This is a genomic window from Burkholderia sp. AU31624 (assembly GCF_020420065.1).
In the GTDB taxonomy this organism is placed as follows: domain Bacteria; phylum Pseudomonadota; class Gammaproteobacteria; order Burkholderiales; family Burkholderiaceae; genus Burkholderia.
Genome location: NZ_JAIZRT010000004.1, coordinates 631,869 through 652,351, shown reverse-complemented (window position 1 = coordinate 652,351; position 20,483 = coordinate 631,869). Strand labels below are relative to the sequence as shown.

The 20,483-nt window shown below is 68.1% G+C and carries 18 protein-coding genes, 1 tRNA gene, 1 pseudogene and 1 riboswitch; of the genes and pseudogenes, 4 read left to right on the top strand and 16 right to left on the bottom strand.

Annotation, left to right across the window (positions count from 1 at the left end; translation table 11 throughout):
- Positions 1-27: 27 nt before the first annotated feature.
- Positions 28-186, top strand: a pseudogene (locus tag LGM89_RS18135) (TlpA family protein disulfide reductase); the annotation flags it as partial.
- Between the two features lie 79 nt (positions 187-265).
- Here the strand turns inward: LGM89_RS18135 and LGM89_RS18130 are convergent.
- The 7 genes from LGM89_RS18130 to pepN all read right to left on the bottom strand — a co-directional run bounded on the left by LGM89_RS18130 (position 266) and on the right by pepN (position 8,140).
- A complete protein-coding gene (locus tag LGM89_RS18130) occupies positions 266-520 on the bottom strand; it encodes a GlsB/YeaQ/YmgE family stress response membrane protein (protein WP_089439467.1) in 255 nt (84 codons plus the stop codon).
- A gap of 254 nt (positions 521-774) precedes the next feature.
- Complete coding sequence (locus tag LGM89_RS18125; RefSeq protein WP_089494297.1) at positions 775-993, bottom strand: hypothetical protein; 219 nt, start codon at positions 991-993, stop codon at positions 775-777.
- Positions 990-2,723, bottom strand: coding sequence for an FAD-dependent oxidoreductase (locus LGM89_RS18120; protein ID WP_226273568.1), 1,734 nt, complete (start codon positions 2,721-2,723; stop codon positions 990-992). Before LGM89_RS18120 ends, LGM89_RS18125 begins: the two co-directional genes overlap by 4 nt.
- 163 nt (positions 2,724-2,886) lie before the next feature.
- Positions 2,887-3,696 (bottom strand): helix-turn-helix transcriptional regulator, encoded by an 810-nt coding sequence (locus tag LGM89_RS18115; RefSeq protein WP_226273567.1) that lies wholly within the window; start codon positions 3,694-3,696, stop codon positions 2,887-2,889.
- A gap of 171 nt (positions 3,697-3,867) precedes the next feature.
- Positions 3,868-3,943, bottom strand: a tRNA-Thr gene (locus LGM89_RS18110).
- 208 nt (positions 3,944-4,151) lie between these two features.
- On the bottom strand, positions 4,152-5,165 hold the full coding sequence (locus tag LGM89_RS18105; RefSeq protein ID WP_089439471.1) for a class 1 fructose-bisphosphatase: 1,014 nt from the start codon (positions 5,163-5,165) through the stop codon (positions 4,152-4,154).
- Positions 5,166-5,446: 281 nt separating this feature from the next.
- On the bottom strand, positions 5,447-8,140 hold the full coding sequence (gene pepN / locus LGM89_RS18100) for an aminopeptidase N (protein ID WP_226273566.1): 2,694 nt from the start codon (positions 8,138-8,140) through the stop codon (positions 5,447-5,449).
- Between the two features lie 187 nt (positions 8,141-8,327).
- On the opposite strand from pepN, the gene LGM89_RS18095 reads away from it, so the two are divergent.
- On the top strand, positions 8,328-9,026 hold the full coding sequence (locus tag LGM89_RS18095; RefSeq protein ID WP_226273565.1) for a DUF4136 domain-containing protein: 699 nt from the start codon (positions 8,328-8,330) through the stop codon (positions 9,024-9,026).
- 66 nt (positions 9,027-9,092) lie between these two features.
- On the opposite strand, the gene LGM89_RS18090 is transcribed toward LGM89_RS18095, so the two are convergent.
- The 8 genes from LGM89_RS18090 to LGM89_RS18055 all read right to left on the bottom strand — a co-directional run bounded on the left by LGM89_RS18090 (position 9,093) and on the right by LGM89_RS18055 (position 17,122).
- Complete coding sequence (locus tag LGM89_RS18090) at positions 9,093-9,665, bottom strand: TMEM165/GDT1 family protein (RefSeq protein WP_089494301.1); 573 nt, start codon at positions 9,663-9,665, stop codon at positions 9,093-9,095.
- A gap of 78 nt (positions 9,666-9,743) precedes the next feature.
- A riboswitch (yybP-ykoY riboswitch) is annotated at positions 9,744-9,881 on the bottom strand.
- Between the two features lie 146 nt (positions 9,882-10,027).
- Positions 10,028-11,344 carry a guanine deaminase gene (guaD, locus tag LGM89_RS18085; RefSeq protein WP_226204600.1) on the bottom strand — a complete coding sequence of 439 codons (1,317 nt, stop codon included), beginning with the start codon at positions 11,342-11,344 and terminating at the stop codon, positions 10,028-10,030.
- 16 nt (positions 11,345-11,360) lie between these two features.
- A complete protein-coding gene (locus LGM89_RS18080) occupies positions 11,361-11,687 on the bottom strand; it encodes a hypothetical protein (protein WP_226273564.1) in 327 nt (108 codons plus the stop codon).
- 26 nt (positions 11,688-11,713) lie between these two features.
- Entirely contained in the window at positions 11,714-12,739 is a 1,026-nt protein-coding gene (locus LGM89_RS18075; protein ID WP_226273563.1) for an adenosine deaminase, read from the bottom strand.
- Between the two features lie 18 nt (positions 12,740-12,757).
- The gene (gene xdhC / locus LGM89_RS18070; RefSeq protein WP_226273562.1) at positions 12,758-13,774 is read right to left on the bottom strand and encodes a xanthine dehydrogenase accessory protein XdhC; all 1,017 of its coding nucleotides are present in this window, start codon (positions 13,772-13,774) and stop codon (positions 12,758-12,760) included.
- Between the two features lie 632 nt (positions 13,775-14,406).
- Positions 14,407-14,919 carry a disulfide bond formation protein B gene (locus tag LGM89_RS18065; protein WP_089424765.1) on the bottom strand — a complete coding sequence of 171 codons (513 nt, stop codon included), beginning with the start codon at positions 14,917-14,919 and terminating at the stop codon, positions 14,407-14,409.
- A 138-nt stretch (positions 14,920-15,057) separates the two neighbouring features.
- Entirely contained in the window at positions 15,058-16,434 is a 1,377-nt protein-coding gene (locus tag LGM89_RS18060) for an amidase (protein WP_226204608.1), read from the bottom strand.
- 7 nt (positions 16,435-16,441) lie between these two features.
- Positions 16,442-17,122, bottom strand: coding sequence for a GntR family transcriptional regulator (locus LGM89_RS18055; RefSeq protein ID WP_089494305.1), 681 nt, complete (start codon positions 17,120-17,122; stop codon positions 16,442-16,444).
- Positions 17,123-17,402: 280 nt separating this feature from the next.
- Here LGM89_RS18055 and LGM89_RS18050 point away from each other — a divergent pair, with 280 nt between their 5' ends.
- Together LGM89_RS18050 and LGM89_RS18045 are read left to right on the top strand one after the other, a co-directional pair.
- Positions 17,403-18,593 carry a gamma-glutamyl-gamma-aminobutyrate hydrolase family protein gene (locus LGM89_RS18050; protein WP_226273561.1) on the top strand — a complete coding sequence of 397 codons (1,191 nt, stop codon included), beginning with the start codon at positions 17,403-17,405 and terminating at the stop codon, positions 18,591-18,593.
- Positions 18,594-18,708: 115 nt separating this feature from the next.
- Positions 18,709-19,401 (top strand): DUF2968 domain-containing protein, encoded by a 693-nt coding sequence (locus tag LGM89_RS18045; RefSeq protein WP_226273560.1) that lies wholly within the window; start codon positions 18,709-18,711, stop codon positions 19,399-19,401.
- Positions 19,402-19,477: 76 nt separating this feature from the next.
- Here LGM89_RS18045 and LGM89_RS18040 read toward each other — a convergent pair whose 3' ends face one another.
- Complete coding sequence (locus LGM89_RS18040) at positions 19,478-20,359, bottom strand: hypothetical protein (RefSeq protein ID WP_319001504.1); 882 nt, start codon at positions 20,357-20,359, stop codon at positions 19,478-19,480.
- Positions 20,360-20,483 lie beyond the last annotated feature (124 nt).

Sequence of the window (20,483 nt, the reverse complement as noted above, 5' to 3'; positions counted from 1 at the left end):
GTGCGCTGTGGTGCGCGTTGCTGTCGCCAGCCGATGCCCGAGCGTTTGCGCGCGGCGCTCGATGCGGGAGGGGGAGGGGAAATGCCGCGCACCCTATGGATCGGGCGCGATGATGCACGCGAAGCGCGCAGTGGACTGCTGACGGCCGACATACCCGACGGCTGGTTGCAGCGCGCGAAGTGCTGAACGGGCCGGCGGCGCGCGGCGAGCGTGCCGCGCGCCGGCCTGATGCGAAAACGCGCCCGAAGGCGCGTGAAGAGAAGCGTCAGGCCGCTCGCTTGAATAGCCGGATCACGAACAGCAGGATCACCGCGCCGACGACCGCGACGATCACCGAACCGATGAAGCCGCTGCCGACGCTGATGCCGAGTATCCCGGCGAGCCAGCCGCCGATCACCGCGCCGACGATCCCGACGATGATGTCGACGATCAGCCCGAAGCCGCCGCCCTTGACGAGCAAGCCGGCGAGCCAGCCGGCGATCGCACCGATGATGAGCCACATAATCAAGCCATGAGCCATGGTTGTCCTCTCCTTGAGTTGTCGAATGACCGGACGTCGGCAGCGTTGCCGCAAGCTGAATGAAGGCGGCAACGCGACCTGCCGCGCCGCCCACGCAATGTAACGCGATAGACGGGTCGGAATCGTTAAGTAATGTTATGCACCCTTAGCGGGATTTTCCAGGGAATTCGTCTGCATACGGCGAGGCCCGTGCGTGAACGGTGCATGGTGAAATGAAGTTGTAATGTATGGCCGCCGGTGAAGCCGGTCAGCCATCAGCATGGGCGTTCGTGCGTCGATGCCTGCCTGCCCGCGTCCGGCAATCCGTCGCTTGCATCGGCGATCAGCCGTGCCACGGTCGCGACATCGCCGATCGCCTCGATCGACAGCAGTGCGAAGCGGGCGAGAAAGAGCGATGCATCGGCTTCCCCGATCTGCGTCATCGCGCGGCACAGGTCGGTGTAGAGGGTGTCGCGTTCGGTATTCGTCATCATGCGATCTCCTGAGGATCGGTTGATGCGCGCGGATGGAGCGCGCGTTCGAGCGCGGCGGCCACATCGCCGGCGCGAGCGTCGTGCCAGCGCCCGAGTACATGGCCGTCCGGGCGCACGAGATAGACGGTGCCCTCACGCGCGCCGTACATGTCGAACAGCCGGCCGCCTTCGTCATGCCCGCCGCAGGCCGGTTGCTGCGGCACCGCATGCCGAGCGAGCGTGACGAGCGCGAACGGTATCCGCTTGGCCTGCAGGCGTCGTTCGAGATCGGCCAGCGTCGGATCGGGTACGCCGTCGGACGTGAAGCAGAGCGCGGTGAAGCGCGGGGCGACGAGATCGGTCAGGTGGCCGCGGCGCGTGTCGCTGCCGTGGGCCGTGTACCGCATCAGCGGACATTCGGCGAGCACCGTGCCGGGCGCGGGGCCGTCTGAAAACGTGTCGCGTTCGGCTGCGTTGAGCGACGACGTCGCATACGCGATGGCCGTCGTCTGGCGCGGATTGATCAGCGAGCGCAGCGCCGGATGCCGGACCGCGAGCGACAGCACGGCCTTGCGCATCAGTTCGAACGCAAACGACGGCGGCGCCATGAACTCGGTGCTCTTCGTGCCGTAGCGCAGGTTCTCGTGCGTCGCGAACACGCGTTCGTCCGAGTAGTTGTCGAGCAGCGTGTCCGATGCGAGCCCGCGAGTCACGTACGCGAGTTTCCATGCAAGGTTGTCGGCATCGTCGATGCCCGAATTCGCACCGCGCACGCCGAAGATCGGCACGAGATGCGCTGCGTCGCCGCAGAACAGCACGCGGCCGTGCCGATAGCGTTCGAGCGTCAGCGCATTCGCCTTGTAGATCGTGATCCAGATCGGCGACCAGTCGCCGTGCTCGCCCATCATGTCGAGCAGGTTCTGCACACGGGGGATCACGTTCTCCGGTTTGATGGCCGCTTCGGGATCTTCATCGTCGCGTAACTGGTAGTCGATTCGCCACACGTTGTCGGGCTGCTTGTGGACGAGTACCGTCGAGCCCGGGTTCGACGACGGATCGAAGTATGCGAGCCGTTCGGTCGGCCGGTCGCTGTCGAGCGCGATGTCGACGATCACGTAGCGGCCCTCGTAGCTCGTGCCCTGCAGCGACAGGCCGAGCGCTTCGCGCATCGTGCTGCGACCGCCGTCGCACGCGACGACCCAGTCGGCGTCGAGTGCGTAGCTGCCGAGCGATGTGTCGACGTCCAGGCGCACACCGTCCGGTTGCCGGGTCACGCCGGTGACTTTCGCCTGCCAGCGGATCTCGATGAGTTCGGGGCGGCGCAGCGCGGCGTCGAGCAGGAATTGCTCGATGTGATACTGCGCGAGATTGATCATCGGCGGCAGCTTCTGGTTTTCGTCCTGCGGCATCGTGAAATGCAGCACTTCGTCGCGACGGTAGAAGCTGCGTCCGCCGGTCCACGGCAACCCCGTGCGCAGGAAGTCGTCGAGCGCGCCGAGCCGCTCGATGATCTCGAGGCTGCGCCGCGAGATGCAGATCGCACGGCTGCCATGGCAGACCGCATCGTCGGCCTCGATCAGCACGCTGCGGATGCCATGGTTCGCGAGGCCGAGCGCGACGGCGAGGCCGACGGGGCCGCCGCCGACGATCGCTACGCGATGCCGGTGCGTATCGATACCGTCGTCGCAGGCCGGCAGATGCGCGGGATGGCGCTCGGCGACGAACGGGTAGGGCTTGAAGTCGATATCCATTGGTGGCTTCCGGGGGAGGGTGGTTCGACGTGTACGCGCGCCGGGGCAAGCGTGCAGGCAGCCGAAGCAGTATGGAAGCCGGGCGGAAGTCCGCTGTCCCCATTCCGGGTACAGCAAGCCGACCGGGATTTACCCCGATTCGGTCATCGCAGGCCGGTTCGGTTCAGGGCTGCAGGCAGAGCGCGAACAACTGGCGCTGACTCGAGATGCCCAGGCGCCGGAACGCGCGTTTCTGGTACGTGACGACGCTCGACGCCTTCACGCCGATCGTCTCGCCGATCTCTTGTGCGGTCTGGCCTTCGAGCACACCGCGCAGCACGTCGAGTTCACGCTTGGACAGCGCCGGGCAGGCGCTGCGCAGCCGCGCGAGCATCCGTTGCGGGATTCCGATCTGCGCGGCACCGGCGAGCGCGTAGTGATGCTTCGCGGCCTGCGCGATCAGCGGTGCGAGCGCTTCGATCTCCGCGATCTCGCGCGGCTGGAACGCGCCGCTGCGATGCGCGCGGTACAAATTGATCGACAGCCAGCTCGCATCGTTGGGCTGCATCAGCAACGACAGCCGGTCGGACACGTCGGGGCCGCGGTAGCAGGCCGCTCGATACGCTTCATGAACGATCTCGTCGCCGGCCTGCTGGTGTAGCACCAGGTCGTGGCGGCGCGTGCCGCGAGGTGCGCTCGACACGATCTTCTGGTTGCCGTCGAGCGTGTAGAAGTGTCGCGCGTAGGTGTCGGCGACGTCGCGCAGGTAGCGGCCGCCGCGGTGGTCGGCGACGGATAGCGTGCGCGGACGGTTGCCGAGCTCGTACGCGAAGATCGTGCATTGTGTGACCGACAACGCATCGTCGAACAGCTTCAGCACTTCGGCTGCGAATGCGTTGGGCTCGTTGCCGCCGATCGCGGCGACAAGGCGCGTCGCACGCGATACGTCCAGTTGCCCGGTGAGGTTCTGTCGCTCGAGACGCCAGGTGCGCATGATGCTCGGAAAGGGCGGAGGGGTCCGGCGATTGTAATCGGCGGCGTGCGGCGCGGGAGTCGGGTGATGCCCGCAAGCGGAGCGGACGCGGAGAGAAGAAGGGCAGCGCACGATTGGGCGCCAGGAATGAGAAAAGGGCTGACAAGCATTGCTTGTCAGCCCTTTATAACTTGGTGCCGGAGATAGGAGTCGAACCTACGACCTTCGCATTACGAATGCGCTGCTCTACCAACTGAGCTACACCGGCATCAGAGAAACGAAATTATAAGGTGAAATCTGAGACCTTGGCAATAGGTTTTGCGAATTTTTTTCAGCTTGCTGCTGCTGTTTCGCGAAACTCATCGACTCGGCAAACTTCCCCGCTTCGTTTCACTGCGATGCGACCCGTTGGGGTCACATCGAGAGCCGCGATTCTACGTACGTCGCGCGACACTGTCTAGTGCTGCAGTGCAAATTTATTGCTTTTCCTGATGGTAGCCCGTCACGCGCTCGACTTCGTTCTTCGAACCGAGGAACACCGGGACGCGCTGATGCAGGCCCGTCGGCTGCACTTCCATGATGCGCTGCGTGCCGGTCGTCGCGGCGCCGCCAGCCTGTTCGACGATGAACGACATCGGGTTCGCTTCGTACATCAGGCGCAGCTTGCCCGGACGATCGGGCGTGCGCTTGTCGGCCGGGTACATGAAGATGCCGCCGCGGTTCAGGATCCGGTGCACGTCGGCCACCATCGACGCGATCCAGCGCATGTTGAAGTTGTCGCCGCGCGGGCCGTCCTTGCCGGCATTCAGTTCGTCGACGTAGCGCTTGACCGGGTCGTACCAGTGGCGCGCGTTCGATGCGTTGATCGCGTATTCGCGCGTGTCGGCCGGGATCTGCATGTTGCTCTGCGTGAGCACCCACGAGCCGACTTCGCGGTCGAGCGTGAAGCAGTTCACGCCGTTGCCGGTCGTCAGCACGAACACTGTCTGCGGGCCGTACACGGCATAGCCGGCCGCAACCTGCTGCGTGCCGGGTTGCAGGAACGATTCCTCGGTCGCCTGCTTGCCGTCCGGGCAGCGCAGCACCGAGAAGATCGTGCCGATCGACACGTTCACGTCGATGTTCGACGAGCCGTCGAGCGGATCGAACACGAGCAGGTATTCGCCGCGCGGGTAGTTCGCCGGGATCGGGAAGAACGTTTCCATTTCTTCCGATGCCATCGCGGCGAGGTTGCCGCCCCATTCGTTCGCGTCGAGCAGGATTTCGTTCGACAGGATGTCGAGCTTCTTCTGCACTTCGCCCTGGACGTTCTCGCTGCCGGCGGTGCCGAGCGCTTCGCCGAGCGCGCCCTTCGACACGTTGTAGCTGATCGCCTTGCATGCGCGCGCGACGACTTCGATCAGCAGGCGCAGGTCGGCGGGGAGGTTGTTGGTCTCACGTTGCTGTTCGATCAGGAACTTCGACAGCGTGGTGCGGCGGGCAATGGACATGACAGACTCCAGAAGGCCAAAAGAATCCTTGAATAGCCGCAATTTTACCCGCCGCGCCTCCCGTGCCACCGGCTTTTTTCGTCCGGTTACATGGCCGGGCGGCCAGCCCGGCCCGGTTTTCCGGTGATGGAAACCGGCGGGACGCGCTTGACGCCAACGGCAGGTGTCGCGGTCGCCCTCCGCGATTGCGCGCGGTTCCAGCAGTCTTCACACCATAAAAAAGCCGGTGCCGCGACAGGCGGCACCGGCTGTATCGCGCAGGCGCGACGCGGGCGATGGCGTTACGCGAGCGCCTTCTCGACGATCTCGCGCACGTCACGTGATTTCGCACCGGCGGCGACCTGCTCGAGCGCTTCGCGCATCCGGTCGCGCAGCGCCGGCGTAAAGCGGCGCCACAGTTCCAGCGAGCGCGCGAGGCGTGCCGCGACCTGCGGGTTGATCGCGTCGAGCGCGAGCACCTGTTCGGCCCAGAACGCGTAGCCCGAGCCGTCCGCCGCGTGGAATTGCGCGGGGTTGGCCGCGCAGAAGCTGAAGATCAGCGAGCGCGCGCGGTTCGGATTCTTCAGGTTGAACGCCGGATGCGCGAGCAGCTTGCGGACCTTCGCGAGCGTCGGCTGCGCGGGCGTGCCGCGTTGTGCCGCCTGCATCGCGAACCACTTGTCGATCACGAGCGCTTCCTTCTCGAAGCGACGATAGAAGTCGTCGAGCGCATGCTCGGCCGGTTCGGTCGCGCCGGCGGCCGCGGCGGACAGCAACGCACCGAGTGCGGCCGCGCGATCGGTCATGTTGTTCGCCGCGTCGTACTGGGCAGTGGCGAGGCGCACCGCATCGGCCGGATCCTCGAGTTCGGCGAGATACGCGAGCGCGAGGTTCTTCAGCGCGCGGCGGCCGGAGGCCTCCGGCGTCGGCTCGTAGGCGCCGGGCGTCTGGTGCTGCGCGTAGGCGGCGAGCCATTCCGCGTGCAGCGCGGTGGCGAGCCGGCGGCGCACGAACTGGCGCGCGCGATGCACGGCGGCCGGATCGGCTTCGGCCATCTGGTCGGCGAGGTAGGTTTCCGACGGCAGCGTCAGCGCGAGTTCGCGGAACGCCGGCGACAGGCTTTCATCGGTCAGCACGCGGCGGAATGCGGCGACGAAGTTCTCGCCGAGCGTGAGCGGCTCGTTCGCGGCCGCACGCGCGGCGAGCGTGAGCAGCGCGCGCGTCGCGAGGCGCTGGCCGGCCTCCCAGCGGTTGAACGGATCGCTGTCGTGCGCGAGCAGGAACGCGAGATCGTCGTCGCTGTAGTCGTACTCGACGATCACCGGCGACGAGAAATTGCGCAGCAGCGACGGCAGCGGCTGTTCCGGCACGTCGACGAACGTGAAGGTCTGCTCGGTGTCGGTGAAGTCGAGCACGCGCGTCGTGCCTGCGGCGGCGGCTTCGCCGTCGAGACGCAGCGGCAGGTCGCGGCCGTCGCGGCCGATCAGGCCGATCGCGAACGGGATCAGCAGCGGCCCTTGCTGCGTGTCGCGCGCGGCCGGCGACGCGTCGCCGTAGCCCTGCGCGAGCGTCACCGTGTAGCGGCGCGCGGCCGCGTCGTACGCGGTGCGCACCGACACGCGCGGCGTGCCGGCCTGACTGTACCAGCGCTCGAACTGCGCGAGGTCGCGCCCGTTCGCGTCGGCCATCGCGTGACGGAAGTCGTCGCAGGTCACCGCGTGCCCGTCGTGGCGCTTGAAGTACAGGTCCATCCCCTTGCGGAAGCCGTCGCGGCCGAACAGCGTCTGATACATCCGCACGACTTCCGAGCCTTTTTCGTAGACGGTCATCGTGTAGAAGTTGTTGATCTCGACGTAGCTTTCCGGGCGCACCGGATGCGCCATCGGGCCCGCGTCCTCGGCGAACTGCAGCTGGCGCAGCACGCGCACGTCCTCGATGCGCTTGACCGCGCGGGCCGCCGATTCGAGGTCGTCGCCCGCGGCCATGTCGGCCGAGAACTCCTGGTCGCGGAATACCGTCAGGCCTTCCTTCAGGCTCAGCTGGAACCAGTCGCGGCAGGTCACGCGGTTGCCGGTCCAGTTGTGGAAGTACTCGTGGCCGACCACCGATTCGATGTTCGCGAAGTCGGTGTCGGTCGCGGTCTCGGGGTTCGCCAGCACGTACTTCGTGTTGAAGATGTTGAGCCCCTTGTTCTCCATCGCGCCCATGTTGAAGTCGCCCACCGCGACGATCATGAAGCGGTCGAGATCGAGCTCGAGGCCGAAGCGCTGCTCGTCCCAGCGGATCGAGTGGATCAGCGAGTCCATCGCATGACGCGTCTTGTCGAGATCGGCGGGCTCGACCCACACCTGCAGCAGCTTCTCCTTGCCCGAACCCGACGTGATCGTTTCCTCGATCGCAACGAGCTTGCCCGCGACGAGCGCGAACAGGTAGCTCGGCTTACGGAACGGGTCTTCCCATTTCGCGAAGTGGCGGCCGTCGGGCAGGTCGCCCGAATCCACGAGGTTGCCGTTCGACAGCAGCACCGGGTACGCGGCCTTGTCGGCGCGCAGCGTCACCGTGTACGACGCCATCACGTCCGGACGGTCGAGGAAATAGGTGATGCGGCGAAAGCCTTCGGCTTCGCACTGCGTGAAGAAGTTGCCGCTCGACACGTAGAGGCCGGACAGCGTCGTATTCTGGTCGGGTGCGCATGCGCTTTCGAGCGTCAGCTCGAAGGCTTCGGGCACGTTCTCGACCGTCAACCCGTGTTCGTGCGCGCGCACGGCGCCATGCGGCGCGCCATCCAGCCAGGCGCCGACGAATTCGAGCGCTTCGCCCATCAGCTCCAGGTGCGGCGCGGGCGCGGCGTCCGGATTGCGGCGCACGCGCATCGTGTTCCTGACGATCGTACGGGCCGGCGCGAGATCGAATTCGAGCGCGACGGCATCGATGAGGAAGGCCGGCGGCGTGTAGTCGGCGCGGCGGATCACGGTGGAGGAGGCGTTGTCGGACATGGTCGTCGAGATCGGTGGAGTGGGGGACGGGCCCGTGGCACGGGCCGGGCGAACCGGGCCATTGTACAAAGGCTGGCGGCCGCGTGCCGGGCGAACTTTTTACCGGTTCCGGGAGTCCGCGTATTATCGGCATCCCATTACGGTTCGCGCGGTGCGACGAACGGGTGACGGATCGAAGAGGATCAACATGAAACGCGAATGGATTCAACGCGGTGCGGGCTGGGCGGCGGTGCTGTGCGTGGCGCTGCTGACCGGCTGCACCAGCTACGTGACGACCCAGGTCACGGCCCTCTCCGACTGGAGCGGCAGCGACGCGACACGCACCTATGCGTTCACGCGCACCGAGGCGCAGAAGAACAGCATCGAGCAGTCGACTTACGAGCCGATCGTCGCGAACGAGCTGTCGACGTATGCATTCCGGCAGGTGCCGCAGGCGCAGGCGCGGTACCTCGTCGGGTTGACCTATGCGGTCGGCAGCGATCTCGTGACGGTCCCGCAGCCGGTCTATTACGATCCGTGGTTCGCGCCCGGGCCGTACTGGCGGCGCGGGCCGTGGGGCCCGTGGGGTCCCTGGGGGCCGATGCCGGCCGGCTACGTCGCGCAGACGTACCAGGTGTTCGACTACACGCTCGGCATCCGCATCACTGAGCGCGCGACGGGCAAGGAGGTGTACAACGTGTCCGCGCGCACGACCGGCGACAACGGCACGCTGCTGTACGCGATGCCGTTCCTCGCGCGCAGCGCGCTCGCCGACTTCCCGCTGTCCAACGGCGCGGTTCGCTCGGTCCGGCTGCCGGTCGACAAGCGCGGCTGCCCGGCGGCGCCGGCTGCCAACGAACGCGTGGTGCCGGCCGCGCCCGCGTCGGGTGCCGCCGCCGCGAAATAACGCGGGATCCCGCTCGGCGCGGCCGTCCGGCCGCGCCGGCCATGCCCTTCCGTCAGACCCCGATAGTCAGACCCCGATACCCAGCAGCGCCAGCGCGCCGAGCACGACGAACAGCACGGCCGCGATCGCGTGCACGAGCTTCGTCGGCAGGCGGTGCGCGAAGCGGTCGCCGAGCAGGATCGCGGGCACGTTCGCGAGCATCATCCCGAACGTCGTGCCGGCCACGACGCCGAGGTAGTCCTGGAAGCGCGCGGCCAGCGCGACGGTCGCGATCTGCGTCTTGTCGCCCATTTCCGCGAGGAAGAATGCGACGAGGGTCGCACCGAACACGCCGAGCCGCGAGCGGTTGGCATTGGCTTCGTCGGCATCGAGCTTGTCCGGCACGAGGATCCACAACCCCATCGCGATGAACGAGAACGCGAGCGCCCAGCGCATGATCGACGGCGTGACGAGCACGCCGAGCCACTCGCCGAGCGCGCCGGCGAAACCGTGGTTCACGAGCGTCGCGACGAGCACGCCGAGGATGATCGGCACCGGCTTGCGATAGCGCGCGGCCAGTACGAGGGAAAGCAGTTGGGTCTTGTCGCCGATTTCAGCGAGGGCGACGGCGCCGGTGGAGATCAGGAAGGCTTGGGACACGGATGGGGTTCCACGGGCCGATGTTGTGCGTGCGAGCGACGATCCACCGCGCGCCGGGCCCTGATGCGGCGCGCTGTGAACCATCGGTCTCGCCAGGCCTAGGTGGCTGCGTCCGCCATGGCCGTACGGCCAAGTCTGTTGACGGACGCCTCCGTCACGATGCGCGCCGGGAGCGCGGGACATCGAGCGGAGCGGCTACTCCCCAATGAGCGGCGAATTCTAGCACGGTGCGTTGCGCACGGGAAAGCGGTTGGCGGGCGCTGCGCCCGGCGTCGGGGCGGGATCGGCCTACGGCAATCTTGGCGGCCCGGCACGCGTAGCGGTGGAGGCCCGCGCGTGCCGGGGCGAACCCCGGCAGGTCGTTACGCGGCAGGGCGGCGTGCCGCGCCGCGCTCGTGGACGAGTTGGCCGGCGGCATAGGTGCGGTACACCGCACGGTCGTCGCCGAGCAGCGCGAACGCGAACAGCAGTTCCTCGAGCGAATCCGCGTGCTTCGTGCGGCGCGCGAGCAGCGGCGTGGCCTGCGGATCGAGCACGACGAAGTCGGCCTCGGTGCGCGGGGCGAGCGTGCCGACCGTATCGGCGAGGTCGAGTGCCTGCGCGGCGCCGGCCGTTGCGAGCCAGAACATCCGCGTCGCGGTCAGGTGGTGGCCCGACAGCCGCGCGACCTTGTGCGCTTCGTTCATCGTCTGCAGCATCGAGAACGACGTGCCGCCGCCGACGTCGGTCGCGAGCGTGACCGGCACGTCGTATTCGCCGGCCTTGTCGAAATCGAACAGCCCGCTGCCGAGGAAGAAGTTCGACGTCGGGCAGTGCGCGACGACGGTGCGTGTCTCGGCCATCCGGCGGCGGTCCTCGTCGTCGAGATGGATACAGTGGCCGTACACCGCGCGCGGGCGCAGCAGCCCGTAGCGGTCGTAGATGTCGAGATAGCTGCGATGGCCGGGGAACAGCTCGGCCACCCATTTCACTTCATCGACGTTTTCCGCGACGTGGCTCTGCACGAACACGTCCGGATGGCGGCGCGCGAGTTCGCTGCACGCCTCGAGCTGCGCCTCGGTCGACGTCGGCGCGAAGCGCGGCGTGAGCGCGTACATCTGGCGGCCCTTGCCGTGCCAGCGGTCGATCAGCTCGGCACTGTCGTCATAACCCGATTGCGCGGTATCGCGCAGGAATTCGGGGCAGTTGCGGTCCATCAGCACCTTGCCCGCGATCATCCGCAGGTCACGCGCGTCGCTCGCCGCGAACAGTGCATCGGCCGACTGCTTGTGCACCGTGCAGTAGACGAGCGCGCTCGTCGTGCCGCACGCGAGCAGTTCATCGACGAAGAAGTCGGCGACTTCGCGCGCATGCTCGGGATCGCCGAACTGGCGCTCGGTGGGGAACGTGTACTTGTCCAGCCACGGCAGCAGGCCCGGCGCCGGCGACGCGATCATGTCCGTCTGCGGATAGTGGATGTGCGTGTCGATGAAGCCGGGCACGATCAGCTTGTCGCGCAGGTCATGGACGATCGCGTCGCGCGCGAGCGTCGCGGCGAGTTGCGCGTACGGGCCGGCCGCGACGACCTTGCCGTCGTCGACGATCAGGAGGCCGTCGGTCTCGTAATTCGCGGCCTGGCTCGATTGGGCCGGGTCGCCGTTGAAGGTCAGCAGCTGGGAACGGAAAGCGGTTTGCGTCATGACGAATGGTCCTGCATCAAGGTAAGGCGAACAGAGGAAAACGGGCGACGCCGCACGACGGCAAGGCGGTGCCTAGCGAGCGGGTGCGGCACGCTGCGTGCGGCACGGCGGATGCGATTGCGCGGGCGAACGTGGCGGCCGAAGCCGCCAGCGAGTGGTTGCCGGCGGGCCTCGCAGCCGTTGCGCTCACGGCCGATGCGGTGGCGAGCGAAACGGCAAATCGCGACGGCAGGCACGCGCGCGCGACGACGAACAGCGCCGTCGCCGCGCACTCACGCACGCGGTCGTCCCGGCGCAAGGCCGGGCCGGTGGTCGCGAAGCGGATGCCGTTGCCGTGTTTCATCTGTCAGCGTTCCTCGATGCCGGCCGTCACGCGGCCTGCCAGTACGCGTCGAGGCGCGCGTACAGTGCGTCGCGCTGCGCCGGTTCGATGAACGACGCCTCGAAGCCGTTGCGGATCACCGCATGGACTTCGGCATCCGTGAGTTGCAGCCCTTCGGCCGTCGCGAAGTAGTTTTCATTGACGTAGCCGCCGAAATAGGCCGGATCGTCGGAGTTGATCGTCACCGCGACGCCGCGATCCAGCAGCGCCTTCAGCGTGTGCTTCGCCATGTCGTCGAACACGCACAGCTTCATGTTCGACAGCGGGCAGACGGTGAGCGCCGTGCGCGATTTCGCGAGGCGCTCGACGAGTGCCGGGTCCTCGATGCTGCGCACGCCGTGGTCGATCCGGTCGACCTTCAGCACGTCGAGCGCTTCGTAGATGTATGCCGGCGGGCCTTCCTCGCCAGCGTGCGCGACGAGCTTCAGCCCGAGCGCGCGCGCCTTCTCGAACACGCGTGCGAATTTCGTCGGCGGATGGCCGAGCTCGGACGAGTCGAGGCCGACGCCGATCAGGCGATGGCGATAGCGCTCGAACAGCGGCAGCGCGGATTCGAACGTCGCGAGCGCGTCCTCTTCGGGCAGGTGGCGCAGGAAGCACAGGATCAGCTTGCTCGACAGCCCGCGTTGCTCGGCATCGGCGAGTGCCCGCTCGATGCCCGCGACCACCGTCTCGATCGGCACGCCGCGCTCGGTGTGCGTTTGCGGATCGAAGAACAGCTCGGTGTGGACGACGTTGTCGGCGAGCGCGCGTTCGCAGTACGCGGCCGTCATGTCGTAGAAATCCTGCTCGGTCAGCAGCACGCTCGCGCCGGCGTAATAGATGTCGAGGAACGACTGCAGGTCGGTGAACGCGTACGCGGCGCGCAGCGCGTCGATCGAGTCGTACGCGAGCTTCACGCCGTTGCGCTGCGCGAGCGCGAAAATCAGTTCGGGCTCCAGCGAGCCTTCGATGTGGATGTGCAGCTCCGCTTTCGGCGCGCGGGCAATCTTGTCCTTGAATGTCGGGGTCATGGCGTCGTTCTTGGTCGGTCAGTAGGTAGGGGAAGCCTGCGTGGACGCGTTCGCATTCGCGTTTGCCTCGACGGCCTGCAGCAATTGCGCAGCCACCGAGATCGCGATCACCTCGGGCGCCTTGTCGATGATGCCTTCGACACCGATCGGGCAGTGCATCCGCGCGACCTGGGCCGGGTCGATGCCGATGGCTGCAAGGCGATGATCGAACTGCGCGCGCTTCGCGTGCGAGCCGGTCATCCCGAAATACGCATAGTCGCCACGTCGCAGAATGCGCTCGGCCAGCACGAAATCGAGTGCGTGGTCGTGCGTCATCACGACGAAGTAGGACTGCGGCGGTGCGGCGTCGACCGCGTCGGCCGGGGCAGCGGCCGCTTCGATCGCGAGGTTGCCGATGCCGGCGAGCGCGTCGGCCGGCGGGAACACCGCATCGGGCCCGTCGATCCAGCGCACGTGGCACGGCAGCGTCGCCAGCACCTTCACGAGCGCGGTGCCGATGTGCCCGGCGCCGAACAGCACGACGGGGAACGCATACGGCGCGATCGTTTCGGTCATCAGCGACACGCCGCCGGTTTCCCACAGCAGGCAGTCGGCACGCGCGGCTTCCGATTCGGGCTCGCTCAACAGCGGCGCGCCCGGCGAGGGGCCGAATGATACGCTACGCACGGTCGCGACGCCGGCCGCGACACGCTTCGCGAGCGACATGATCCAGCCGAGATCGCCCACGTCGAGCCGCTCGAACGCGAGCACCACGGCGCCGCCGCAGCACTGGCCGAGACTCGGGCCGAGCGCGAGCCGTTCGAGCCGGCGCGCGTGCGGCACGTGCGCGCCATCCTTCAGCAGATGCCGCGCGATCTCGATCGCCTTCCATTCCAGATGACCGCCACCGATCGTATGGCGGGCCGTGTCGCGCGTGACGAGCATCTTGGTGCCGGCTTCGCGCGGCGCGGAGCCGTCGGTGTGCGCGACCGTCACGAGCACGGCCGCTTCGCCGTGCGCGAGCAGTTGCTGCAGATCGCCGAGCCAGGCTTCCATCAGCAGGCTCCGTTCGGGACGACGCGGCACGACATGCGGCGCGGGCTGGCGGGCGTGGCGGCAACGATGACGGACGGGAGCGAGGCGGGCCGGCCGCACGGCCGATGCAGTGCGGCGGCAGCGCGCGAACGGCGCGCGCGGACGGCCCCGCCGGATGCGCGGACGCCATGAGGGTGACGGATGCGGATGGTTTGCGTTGTCATGATGAATCCAGTCGACATTGCGGATCGGGCGCGCGTTACGCAGGGGTGGTGAGACCGCCTGGCCTCGCGCACGTAGATCGCCATCCAGTCACGAAGATAGCACCGCGAGGCGACGGGAACATCGCGGGGCGGTGATCCGGGCTATCAGGAGGCGATCATGTCGATCATAGGCCCGCCGCGCGGGATCGGGGCGCCGATGCGTGCACATCGGGCCGAAACGCAGGCGTGGCGGGGCTGGGCGCGGAACTCGCGCGATGCGCGTTCGCCCGGAGACCCGGGCGGCGGCGGGGTAGGTGTTTACGCTTGACGGGCCGGATGCGGCTCGCCGGGCTGGGCCGGCGGGCGCTCCGGAGCCGGGCGGTCACGGGCCGGCGGTCGTGTGCGGCCCGGGCGAACGGGCCACGCGCAGGCCGTTGCGAAACCGGCCGGTCAGGCCACGAGCTTGCGGCGATGGCGCCAGAGGCTCGCGGCGACCGCGACCAGGATCACGGCGAAGGCGATCAGCGCCCAGCCGGGCAGCAGGATGCCGAAGATCGGCGGGTAGACCGTCTCGCACAGCCCGGCGACCTTGAACATGCCGGGGAACCACTGCGCGGGCGGCAGGCTGTCGACGATCGGCTGCAGCGTGTCGAAGCCGCAGCTGAAGCCCGGATTCATCTGGATCGACAGATGCCGGGCGGCCGTGCCGACACCGCCGGCCGCGGCGATCGCGATCAGCAGCTCGAGCACCCAGACCCCGCGCCAGTTGCGGATCCCGGCGGCCAGGAACGCGAAGATCCCGATCGCGCAGAAGAAGTATCGCTGGATGATGCACAGCGGGCACGGATCTTCGTTCTTCACGTACTGCAGGTAGAGCGCACCGGCCAGCAGGGCGATGCACACCCATCCGAGCAGCATTAGCAGGCGGCGTTCGCGGCGGATGGCGAGCGTGTAGTCGTTCATGTCGGCGGGGTTCCTCGTGGTCGGTCCGGAAAACAATCTCGCGATTTTAGCGCGAACGGTCTGGCACGAAACTGACAGCGCGCGTGCGGCAACCTGCCGCACCGCGCGTCCTGCCCGTCGGCGCCCGGTTGGCGGCGCTTAGCGGATCGTGTTCAGCACGGCCTCGACCGCCTGGCCGATCGCGAGCAGCGCGTCGTCGCGGTGCGGCGCGGCCGCGAGCATCAGGCCGACCGGCGCCGCGTCGCGCGGATGGCAGGGCAGCGACAACGCGCAGGCGTCGAGGAAGTTGAACGCGCTCGGGTTGCGCAGGATCAGCGCGTTGGTGCGCGTGAAGGCATCGTCATCCGCTTCGAGGTCGGCGATACGCGGCGGCACGACCGGCACCGTCGGCGCGACGAGCGCATCGAAGCGCGACCAGACCGTGTGCGCAGCTTCGTCGAGCATCGCCGTGCGCGCGGCGAGCAGGTCGAGATAGTCGGCCGCGCTCGCGGGTTCGCCCTTCAGGATCCGCGTGAGCACGCGCGGGTCGTACTGGTCGCTGTGCTTGGCGAGCAGCGGGCGATGCCACGCGTAGGCCTCGATCGGCGAGAAGCCGAAGCGGTTGACGTCCGGCAGCCGGTCGAGCGCGGGGAAGCGCACTTCCGTGACGATCGCGCCGGCGGCTTCGAGATGCTTGAGCGCGGCGTCGAGCGCGGCCGCGACGTCGGCATCGACGCCGTCCGTCACGTAGTTCGTCAGCACGCCGAGCCGCACGCCTTCGAGCGGCCGGGCGGCCGGCACGTGCGGTTCGAGGCCCGCGAGCATCCGGTCGACGAGCGCGCAGCAGGCGACCGTCAGGCCGATCGGGCCGAACGAGTCGAGCGTCGTCGACAGCGGCACGCCGCCGTGCGTCGGGATCCGGCTCGCGGTCGGCTTGAAGCCGGTCAGCCCGCACAGCGCGGCCGGAATGCGGATCGAGCCGCCCGTGTCGGTGCCGAGCGCGACGGCGGCCATCCCGTCGGCGACGGACGCGGCCGCGCCGGACGACGAACCGCCGGAAATCCGCGCGTCGCCCGGCACGTCACGGTGGTACGGCGAGCGCGGATGGCCGAAGTGCGGGTTCAGCCCGAGCCCCGAGAACGCGAACTCGCTCATGTTGGTGCGGCCGACCAGCACCGCACCTGCGCGCTTGAGCCGCGCGACCGCGACCGCGTCGGTGCGCGCGGCCGGCGCGCCGTCGAGCACGCGCGAACCGGCGCGCGTCACCTGACCCGCGACGTCGAACAGGTCCTTGACCGACACCGGGATGCCCGCGAGCGGCGACAGCACGGTCCCCGCGGCGCGCAGCCGGTCGTGCGCGTCGGCGGCTGCGCGCGCGTTGTCGGCATCGACTTCGGTGAAGACGACTGCGCCCTGGCCCGACGGATCGGCGATCCGGTCGAGCGCGGTGTCGACGAGCGCGCGGCTCGTGGTCCGGCCGGCGGCGAGGTCGGCGGCGAGCTGGGCGAGCGGGGGGAAGGGCGTGAAAGTGGTCATGGGCGGCTCAGGGGCGAAGATGTTGAAGAAGCGTGGAGCGGAACGAATCGATATGACTTTCAACGGCCGCGCGTGCGCCGGCGGCGTCACGCGCGGACAGCCGATCGAACAGCTCGCGATGCTCGCGCTGGACGTCGACGAGATGGTGAGGTTCGGACAGCGTGACGAACCAGAAGCGCAGCGAGCGCTCATGCAGCCCGCGCAGGATGTCGGCGAGGACGGCATTGCGCGCGGCCGCGGCGATCGCCTGGTGGAAGGCGCGGTCGAGTTCCATCATGCCTTCGACGTCGTGCGTGTCGACACAGGCCTGCCCGTCGTCGAGCAGCGCGGCGAGGCGCGCGAGATCGTCGGGCGTTGCATGGCGCGCGGCGAGTTCCGCGCAGTGCGCTTCGTTGATGCGCCGCACGTCGATCACCGCGACGATGTCGTCGAGCGACAGCGGCCGCACCATCAATCCCTTGCGCGGCATCACGGACAGCAGCCCTTCGAGCACGAGCCGATGCACGGCCTGGTGCACCGGCGTGCGGCCGATGCCGGTGCGGGCGACGAGGTCGGCTTCGTTGAGGGCGGCGCCGGGCTTCAGGCGCATCGTGATGATGTCGTGCTGGATCAGCGCATACGCGCGGTCGGCGAGGCTGGCCGTCGGTGCGGCCGGGTGCTCGTGGGTGACGTCGGCGAGGGCATTCATGCAGGGTGCGGCGCGGCGGCCGGACGGGGCGCGATCATGGCGCAGGCGGTCGGGAAGCGTGGACGATGCGTGGATATTATTGTGATATATCACTGATGTCCAGTATGGGCGGTGCCGCATCCGCCTGGCCGGCCCGCGGGCGGGGCGCTCCCCCGACGCAGTTTGCCGTCGACTTGCAACAATATCGACAGGATGTTGCAGGTTTGCCGCTCGATCGTGCGCTGAAGCATAATGAATCTTCGTTTATCCATACGCGTGAGCGACGTACCAGACCATCGTCATGAGCGAAAACACGCCTTCCCCGGCCGGTCTGCCCGGCACCTCCTCCGTTTCTTCCGATTCACCCCGTACCGATCCGGCGAAAGCGCCCGATGCGCCGGCCGCCCAGGCCGCCGCGCGCAACGTCGCTGCCGACGGCGCGTCACCGGTTACGGCTGCGTCCGAGCCGGGCGCGCCCGGGGCGACCGGCGCCGCCATCAATGGCGCCGCCGCCGTCGCGCCGCCGAAGGCTGGCACGCCGCCACCCGGTTTCGGCGCGCAGCCTGATTTCGACACGCCGCGCCCGCCGCCCGCGAGCGCGCAGAATGCGCCGCCGGCCTATCTGAAGCAGAGCGACACGCCGTGGTCGGTATTCGGCCGGATCGTGGCCGCCCGCGCCCGCCGGCTGTTCGACCGTGCCGGCCAGCGCATCACGCAGCGCACGCTGCGCATCGGCGTGTCGGCGCGGATCTTCCATCCGGAACCGGGGGCGAAGGGGCTGCGAGGCAAGACGCTCCAGTACCTCGAGGAATCGATCGCGCACTGGGTGATGTCGCGCGACGTGCTCGTGTTCATGATTCCGACCGTCGGCCATCAGGGCATGATTCATCCGAGCAACATCCGCCTGCGCGACTACGCGAAGCATCTCGACGGCCTGCTGCTGCAGGGCGGTGCAGACGTATCGCCGCAAACCTATGCCGCGTCCGACGCCCGCCCCGAATGGCCGGGCGATCGCGTGCGCGACATGTACGAGCTCGAGCTGCTGCACGAGTTCGTCGAGTCCGGCAAACCCGTGCTCGGCGTGTGCCGCGGCTGCCAGCTGATCAACGTCGCGTTCGGTGGCTCGCTGTACCAGGACATCGCCACCGACGTGCCGACCGCGAATGCGCACGTGAGCGAGCATTACGACCAGCATCGTCACGCGATCCGCTTCCCGGATTCGTCGACGCTCGCGAGCATGTTCCCGGGACGCAGCGAAGCGATCGTCAACTCGATCCACCATCAGGCGATCCGCGATCTCGGCCGCGATCTGAATATCGAGGCCGTGTCGGCCGGCGACGGGATCATCGAAGGCATTCGCCATCGCCGTTCGCCGTTCGTCGTCGGCGTGCAGTGGCACCCCGAGTTCCATCGTGCCGGCGGGTCGGAGCTGCTCGACTGCACGCCGCTGCTCGATGCATTCCTGCGCGCGGCGCGCGAAACCCGCCTGTAGCAAGCCGTATGCTTCGCGTCGTACGACGGCCGGCCGCATCCCGACAAATTCGAGATGCGGCCGTTTCGTTTTGAACGATAATCGCGAGTTCCGATTCGTTTGCCGGAGTCTGACGTTGGCTTTCCGAAATTTTTCCCCTGCACGATGCGCCACGTGGATCGTTGCGCTGGTTGCCTGCGCGCAAGCGGGCGTGGCCTGGTCCGCCGACGCGACGGCGCCCGCCGCCGGTACGCGTCCGGCGGTCACGAGCCTGCGCGGCGACACGGCGGCATCCGCCACGGCTGCGACGGATGCCGCCGCACAAGGCAACGTCGCGGAGTTGACGCAGATGCTGCACGACGGCCGGATCGTCGAGATGCGCACGACGTACAACGGCAGCTACGGCGCGAGCCTGATGTTCGACCCGCGCGAGATGACGTACTACGTCGCGCTGTTCCAGGACAAGCATCTGTGGCGCGTGATCCGGTCGCAGGAAAAGACCCGCGCGGAGATGGTCTACGCGAACTTCGTTCAACAAACCGTACAACTCGCCGATATCGAGATCCGCCGTACCGAGCTGGACGCGCAGAAGGCGTTTCTCGAGCGCGTGATTGCGTTGCAGGCGAATCGTGCGCAGCAGTTGCAGGCCGACCTGAGCGTGGCGCGCAGCCAGCAGGCTGAAGTCGCGCAGCGGCAGCGCTCGGCGCAGGAGCAGGCGCAGGCGCTGCAGGTCGAGAAGCGGGCTGCACAGATGCAGCTGCGCGATCTGCAGGAGCAGGTGCGACAGCTCGAGAAGCAGAACGAGACGGGGCTGCCCGCGCACAAGTAACGCATCGTCCGACGGACGCAGAGACGAGCAAAACCCGGCGAAGCAAGCTTCGCCGGGTTTTTTTATGGCCGGGCCGTCAGCGCGAGAATGCGCCCGGCGTATCGGTCAGGCGGCGGTGGGACAGCTGTGCCGTCCAGTCCACGCCGGTGGCGGGCGCGTGCGTTGCAGGGACAGGCTCGGTAGCGCGCAGCGCGCTCGCCATCGCGATCAGCGTGAGCGGATCGTCGAGCGTGTCGCGCATGTCGTCAGTTGCACGCGGCAATGCGGCGAGCCGGTCGCGGGTGCGGGTGTCGACCGTGCTGCCGCGGGTCGGCGGCAGCGTGGCCATTCGCACCACGGTCGGTGTTCGGACCGGCGCCGTCGCCATGCGCTTGCCGCTCCAACGAGGCGACGCGGCAGTGGCGGTCGGCGGTACGCTGGAGGTTGCCTTTGGACGAAGCGATGCTGGAGGACGCGCGACCTGGTGCGTGGCCGGCGGTGATGCGGCCGTTGTCGCGACGGGCGCGCCCATCTTGCGCTGCGATGGCGCGCTCGTCGACGTACTCGGTTGACCCGCAGCGACCCGCACGGCACCGGACGACGACGTAGCGTGATCCCGTACGCCACCGGCCGCATGAATCGCGTAGGGAGGCCCGAACCCTGCAATCGGTTCATATGCGGCAATCAGCCAGCCGATGATGCCGAGCGCGCCGATACTCCAGCAGATCGCGTACTTCGCACGCCGGTCGCGAAAGCCGCCGGCGATATGGCGGGAGCACGGGGCCGCAGTGGCAGGCCGTGCAACCGGCGACCCGGCACGCGTCGGTGCCGCCGCCGTGATCGGCAGCGGCTGCCATTGGCATGCGCGGTGCGGTCGGTCCACGTCGATGCAGGATGTCGTCAGTGTCGCGAGGCAGTGCTTGCCGGGCCGCGCACCGGGGGCGCCGCGAAAGGTCCAGTCGCGGCCGAGCGACGGCACGTGATCGAGCGGAGCGACGCGGGGGCGGGCGAGTGCGCCTGCAACGGGGACGAGGGACGATGGAGTCATGAGGGCGGTGCGCCATGCGGCACGGGCATCCGTGCCGGTGCGGCGCGGATATGTC